This window comes from Spirillospora sp. NPDC046719, from assembly GCF_040645715.1.
In the GTDB taxonomy this organism is placed as follows: Bacteria; Actinomycetota; Actinomycetes; order Streptosporangiales; family Streptosporangiaceae; genus Spirillospora.
In genome coordinates this window covers 1-6,067 of sequence record NZ_JBEYYT010000507.1, presented here as the reverse complement: position 1 = coordinate 6,067, position 6,067 = coordinate 1, and the positions used below count along the sequence as shown (strand labels likewise).

Annotated in this window: 4 protein-coding genes; 2 read left to right on the top strand and 2 right to left on the bottom strand. The window is 75.2% G+C overall.

All coding sequences use genetic code 11. The features are described from left to right. Positions 1-33: 33 nt before the first annotated feature. Positions 34-1,995, bottom strand: a complete 1,962-nt coding sequence (locus tag ABZ914_RS44435) for a serine/threonine-protein kinase (RefSeq protein ID WP_500200747.1) — start codon at positions 1,993-1,995, stop codon at positions 34-36. Between the two features lie 570 nt (positions 1,996-2,565). On the opposite strand from ABZ914_RS44435, the gene ABZ914_RS44430 reads away from it, so the two are divergent. Beyond that, positions 2,566-4,017 (top strand): DEAD/DEAH box helicase, encoded by a 1,452-nt coding sequence (locus tag ABZ914_RS44430; protein ID WP_500200746.1) that lies wholly within the window; start codon positions 2,566-2,568, stop codon positions 4,015-4,017. Between the two features lie 296 nt (positions 4,018-4,313). Here the strand turns inward: ABZ914_RS44430 and ABZ914_RS44425 are convergent, their stop codons facing one another. Continuing rightward, the gene (locus tag ABZ914_RS44425; protein ID WP_500200745.1) at positions 4,314-5,000 is read right to left on the bottom strand and encodes a glycerophosphodiester phosphodiesterase; all 687 of its coding nucleotides are present in this window, start codon (positions 4,998-5,000) and stop codon (positions 4,314-4,316) included. Positions 5,001-5,070: 70 nt separating this feature from the next. On the opposite strand from ABZ914_RS44425, the gene ABZ914_RS44420 reads away from it, so the two are divergent. Beyond that, positions 5,071-5,949 carry an alpha/beta fold hydrolase gene (locus ABZ914_RS44420; RefSeq protein WP_500200744.1) on the top strand — a complete coding sequence of 293 codons (879 nt, stop codon included), beginning with the start codon at positions 5,071-5,073 and terminating at the stop codon, positions 5,947-5,949. Positions 5,950-6,067: the final 118 nt, after the last annotated feature.

Below are 6,067 nucleotides of genomic sequence, written 5' to 3'. Positions count from 1 at the left end.
CCCCTGGCCAGAGGCCCGGCCCCGGACCGGCCGTCAGGGCGACGGTACGGCGACGCCCGCCGCGCGGAAGACGTCCGGGCGGATGAACGGGCCGAGCCGCCGGTACGGCACGCTGAACGCCCGCCAGGCCCTTCCGCAGGCCATGCTGTAGCCCAGCGCGGGCTCCGGCGGGTAGAAGTCGATCCCCTTGCGCGTCGGCAGCACCTGGACGTTGCCGTCCCTGATCATCGCGGGCGTGACGGCACCGGTGTCCGGACCCGCCGGCTCGTTCTCGCACAGGGAACCGCCGCCGGGCCCGTACTCGATCAGCAGGCGGGTGAAGGCGCGGGTGCTCGCCATCGTGAGCGCGTCCGCCCGGAAGAAGTCGCGGGGCGGCACCGCGCGCCCGGTCGTGAGGTCGACCGTGACCATCTGCGCCAGGGCCGTGTTCCTGGTCAGGACCGTCCCGCTGTAGAAGTAGCGGACGGAGAACAGCTTCGGCCCGTTCAGCCCCACCTCGTAGGTCACCTTGCCCGTGTAGGGGGTCGGCGGGTCGCCGGTGCCGGTGAAGGCGGCCAGTTCCTGGCCGGCCCTCCGCGCCCAGCTCTCGGCGGGCTCGCGGACCGCCGCGTTGGCCTTCGCCAGCACCGCGGCGGGCAGCCCGCTCAGCTGCGGGTAGCTCGCCGTGACGCGCGTCGCGGGATGGCCGGTCGTCCGGACGACCGACACGGGCCGCACCCGCAGGTCCGTCCGCGCCTGCGTGCCGCCGCCCCCGGAGGAGGCGGCCGTGTAGGCGCCGGCGCCGCCCGCCGCGAGCGCGGCGGCGGCCGCCACTGCGGCGGCGACCTTGGCCCCGGTCGCCGCGAACAAACCGCCGCCGGCCGCCGCGCCGACCCCGGCGCCCCCGCCCGCCGCGGCCCCGCCCGCCGCCGCGCCGCCCGCCGCACCGCCCGCGGCACCGCCTGCCGCCGCGCCTCCCGCGGCCGCCGGGACCAGTCCGGCCGCAGCCAGGGGGAACACGGCCGCGAAGGCTACGGCCGCGCCCGCCAGAGCGCGGACGCCCCGCCCCTCCCAGCCCGGCCCGTACGCCGCGGTGGCGGCCGTCTCCAGCTCGGCGGCGAACGCGGCGGCGCTGGGCGGGCGGTCCTGCGGGGCCTTGGCCATCCCGCGGACGACCAGGTCCCGCAGCCCCTCCGGGAGGCGCTCGGCCGGGACCGCGCCGTGCAGGTGCCCGGCCCGGAGCGCCGCCAGATCCCCGGAGAAGGGCCGGCCGCCGGTGACGCACTCGAAGAACACGCAGGTCGCCGCGTACACGTCGGTGGCCGGCGAGGCGGGCCGCCGCTCCCACTGCTCGGGCGCCATGTAGGCGGGCGTTCCGGCCCCGGAGCCGTCCCCGGTCGCCGTGGCGATCCCGAAGTCGATCAGCTTGCTCAGCCCGTCCGCGCGGACGACGACGTTGGCGGGCTTGTAGTCGCGGTGCACCACGCCGGCCGCGTGGGCGGCGGCGAGGCCGCGCAGGGACCCCTTCAGCACGGTGAGCGCCGCCTCCGGCTCCAGTGCGCCGTGCTCGGCCAGGATCCGCTTGAGCGAGACCCCGTCCACCGCCTCCATCACGAGCGCGGCCCCGCGCGCGGCGCTGACGAACCGGTAGAGCCGGACGACGTGCGGATCGTCGACGCGGCCGAGCATCACCGCCTCGGCGCGCAGCCGGTCGATGGCCGCGTCGTCGCCGTCCCGGCGGACCAGGTACTTGATCGCGACCGGCGCGCCGGCGGCGGAGTGCCGCGCCAGCACCACCCGGCCCTGCGCGCCCGAGCCCAGCTCCCGCACCTCGGTGAAGCCCTCGACGCGCCACGGCGGCGCAGCACCGGACGGCGGCTCGCCGGACGGCGCGTCCCCGGACGGCGGCTCGGCGGACGGCGGCTCGGCGGACGAGGCGGACGGCGGCGCGTCCCCGGACGGCGCGGCGGGCGATGGGGACGCCCCCGACGTGTCGGCCCCGGACGGTTCGATCATGCCCATCAATCTGGGGCACGGCGCGCCCCCGGGCAACCGATGCTCGTCCGCGCCCCGCAGTGTCCGGATGTGGCCGCCGGGAGGGGCCGTCGCGCCGGTCCGTCCGGGCCCGTTCCACGCCACGGATCGGCGCTGGCGAGCGGGGATGGAATAGACGAAAACACGGAAACGTTGGGTCTGGTGATCGGCTATTGGTGTATGCAACTGACGGTCGGTACACTGCGTGGCGGAGTGTGACCGCACGCAGCCACAATGAGTGACTGCTTTCAACCCCTGACTGCGGTCGCCGAGACATTTTGATCAACGGCTGGTCCCTCCCGCGCGAGCGCGCGGCCACAGGAAGCGACCGGCGGGCGCGCCAGGACGGCGAAGCCCAGCCGGCGGCGACTGTGACCTCGATCGACAGCGCCCCTGACGGGCCCGCCCGCCGGCATCCTGCCGACGCGGGCGACGAGCCGCGCCGCACCGGGGAGCGAGGACCCCGCACATTGGAGGCTGAAAGCCCTGACTACCTTTCGTGAACTCGGGGTCGTCCCCGAGATAGCAGATGCCCTGCAGGCCGAGGGCATCGTGGAAGCGTTCCCCATCCAGGAGCTCGCCCTGCCGATCGCGCTGGGCGGCCACGACATCATCGGGCAGGCGCGCACCGGCACCGGCAAGACGCTGGCGTTCGGCGCGGCGCTGCTCCAGCGCATCGAGCACGGCGGCAAGAAGCCGCAGGCGCTCGTCGTCGCGCCCACCCGCGAGCTGGCCCTGCAGGTCACCGATGACCTGCTGGTCGCCGGCGGCAAGCTCGGCACCCGCGTGCTGTCGGTGTACGGCGGCCGCGCCTACGAGCCGCAGATCGACGCGCTCCGCGAGGGCGTCGACGTGGTCGTCGGCACCCCGGGCCGGCTGCTCGACCTGGTCAAGCAGAAGCACCTGGACCTCTCACAGGTCGGCGTGCTGGTGCTGGACGAGGCCGACCGCATGCTCGACCTCGGGTTCCTGCCCGACATCGAGCGGATCATCGACCGGATCCCCGCGCAGCGGCAGACGATGATGTTCTCGGCGACCATGCCGGGCGAGATCGTCGCGCTGTCGCGCCGCTACCTGACCCGCCCGACCAACGTGCGGGCCGAGTCGCACAGCGAGTCCGACGCGACGCCGCAGGTCGTCCAGCACGTCTTCCAGGCCCACCAGATGGACAAGCCGGAGATGCTGGCGCGGCTGCTGCAGGCCGAGGGCCGCGGGCTGACGATGATCTTCTGCCAGACCAAGCGGGCCTGCGACCGGGTCGCCGCCGACCTGGCGCAGCGCGGCTTCGACGCCGCCGCCGTCCACGGCGACCTCGGGCAGAGCCAGCGGGAGCGGGCACTGCGCGCGTTCCGCAACGGCAAGATCGGCGTGCTGGTCGCCACCGACGTGGCGGCCCGCGGGCTCGACGTCGACGACGTCACGCACGTCGTCAACTACGAGTGCCCCGACAGCGCCGACACCTACGTGCACCGCATCGGCCGCACCGGCCGCGCGGGCAAGGAGGGCGTCGCGGTCACGCTGATCGACTGGGCCGACCTGACCCGGTGGAAGCTGATCAACAGCACGCTCGACCTGCCGTTCGCGGCGCCGGAGGAGACCTACTCCACCTCTCCGCACTTCTTCGAGGCGCTCGGCATCCCCGAGGGCACGAAGGGCACCCTGCCGAAGGAGCACCGCCACGAGCGGGCCGGGCTGGACGCCGAGGAGCTGGAGGACATCGGCGAGACCGGCAAGGTGCGCAGCACCGTGCGCCGCGAGGAGCGGGAGCGTCCGCGCCCCCGCCGCCGCAAGCGCGCGAGGACCCGCACCCGCGGCGGGCAGCCGATCGAGGGCAAGGCGACCGAGGGCAAGGCGAGCGAGGGCGGCGCGACCGCGGCCTCGGACGGGGCGTCCGACAACGTCGTCGACGCCGTCGCCACCGAGCGCAAGCGGAGCCGCACCCGGCGCCGCACCCGCGCCGGCAAGCCCGCGGCCGACACGACCGAGGCCACCCAGACGGCCTGACGCCCGCACCGACCGCGAGACACGGCCCGCCCGTGCTCTCGCGGTTTCCGGTGTCCGCCCGCGGCATCCGCGAGCAGGCCCGCCGCGTGCGCAGCGGACCCGTTCCGGCATACCGGCCCGAGGTCCGTAACGGTCAAGAGCCTCAAGCGTCGCGATCGCGTGCGAAGCCGGATTCGAGCGGAGCGAGAATCCGATCGCGCAGCGAGCCCCCAGGGCGAGTCGGAGCGATGCTGCGATCGCACGCATTGCCCGCCGAAGGGAGGGCCCCCAGGGCCCGACCGCCAAGGGCAATGCAGTTAAATACCGTCCCGCATGCCGAGGGCGGTGGTGGGGTGGTCGGTGACCAGGACGGCGACGCGGGGGTCGCCGAGGAAGCGGCGCATCAGCGGCTCGGCGTTGACCGTCCAGATCATCGCGGGGATGCCGGCGCGGCCGCACTGCCGCAGCACCCCGACCCGGGCGAGCCGGTGGTTGAGCGCGACCATGTCGGCGCCGGCCCGGCGGATCTGGCGCAGCGGCGCGAGGTCGCGGGCGACGCCCGGCTCCCAGAGGTTGCGGCCCACCGACAGGGCCGTCCGGGTCCGCGGGAAGCTCCTCTTGATCTCGACGAGCGAGGCCACCTCGCGGGTCGTCACCACGAACCCGCCGGGCCCGAACGCCTCGATCGCGAGCGCGACGGTCTCGTGCTCGCAGCCGCGCTCCTTCAGGTCCAGGTGGCCCTGCGCGCCGGACGCGGCGATGAGTTCCATGGCCTCGTCCACCAGCGGCAGCGGGCGGGGTGACAGTTCCTTCGCCCGGCGGTAGGACAGCCGTGCCAGCGGCAGCCCGCCGACCTCGCGGTCGTGGTGCACGACCAGCCGCCCGTCGCCGGTGCGCCGGACGTCGATCTCGACGTACTCGGCCCCGGATCCGACCGCGTCGCGCAGGCCGTTCAGGCCCGCCTCGTCCCGTCGATGCGCCGAGATCGCCGGCTTCGCTCGCACGCTGAGAAGCTACCACCGCGGGGTTTCGCGGCGGTGGCCGGCGGATGCCCGTTTAGTATGGTGGCACTCCGTGAGTACGCCCCGGTTCCTGACCCTGCCCCCCGGCGTGAGCCGGACGACCGTCGAGACGTCGCGCGGCCCGTTCGCCGCGCTGGAGGCGATGCCGGGGTCGCGGGTGCCCGAGCGGTGTCCCGCCCTCCTCGTGCCGGGTCTCACCGGCAGCAAGGAGGACTTCCTCGCGATGCTGCCGACGCTCGCCGCCTCGGGCCGCCGCGTCGTGGCGATCGACATGCGCGGGCAGCACGAGACACCGGGCCCGGACGACCCGGACGCCTACGGCCGCGCGGCCCTCGGCGCCGACCTCGTGGCGCTGCTGGAGGCGCTCGGCCCCGACCCGGTGCACCTGGTGGGGCACTCGTTCGGGGGGCTGGTGGCGCGGGAGGCGGTCCTGGCGGGGCCGGCGCGGCCGGCGTCGCTGACGCTGATGAGCTCCGGGCCGTCCGCCGTGACGGGGCCGTCCGCCGACAAGGCGCGGGCGCTGCGGGACGCGATCCCCGAGCTGGGCATGGCCGCGATCTGGAGCGTCGGCATGGAGCCGGACTACGTCGCGAGTGGCGTCCAGGCGGACATCCTGGCGTTCCTGAAGGACCGGACGCTCGGCAACTCCGAGGCGGGGCTGGTCGGCATGTCCCGCGAGATCCTCACCGCGCCCGACCGGGTCGACGAGCTCGCCAAGCACTGCGGCGACACGGGCCTGCGGACGCTCGTCCTGTACGGCGAGGACGACGACGTCTGGGACCCGCGCGCCCAGGCGGAGATGGCGGAGCGGCTCAACGCGGCCCGGGTCGTGATCCCGAGCGCCGCGCACTCCCCCGCCTGGGAGGCGCCGGAGACGACCGCCGCCGCCCTCAGCGACTTCTGGAACCAGTCGGAGCACACGCTGAAGTGACCCCGCGGGCCGGGACGCGGGGCGCCCCAGGGCGCCGCGGTCCGGCCCGCCGAGGCCGCTCAGACCCTCGCCGTGTACAGGTAGTTGATCGGCAGGGCCGTGGGGTCGGGGGGCAGCG

What these genes read in the sequence shown, in the direction of transcription:
- ABZ914_RS44435 (WP_500200747.1), bottom strand. Translation starts at nt 1,995, where the DNA reads ATGATCGAACCGTCCGGGGCCGACACGTCGGGGGCGTCCCCATCGCCC.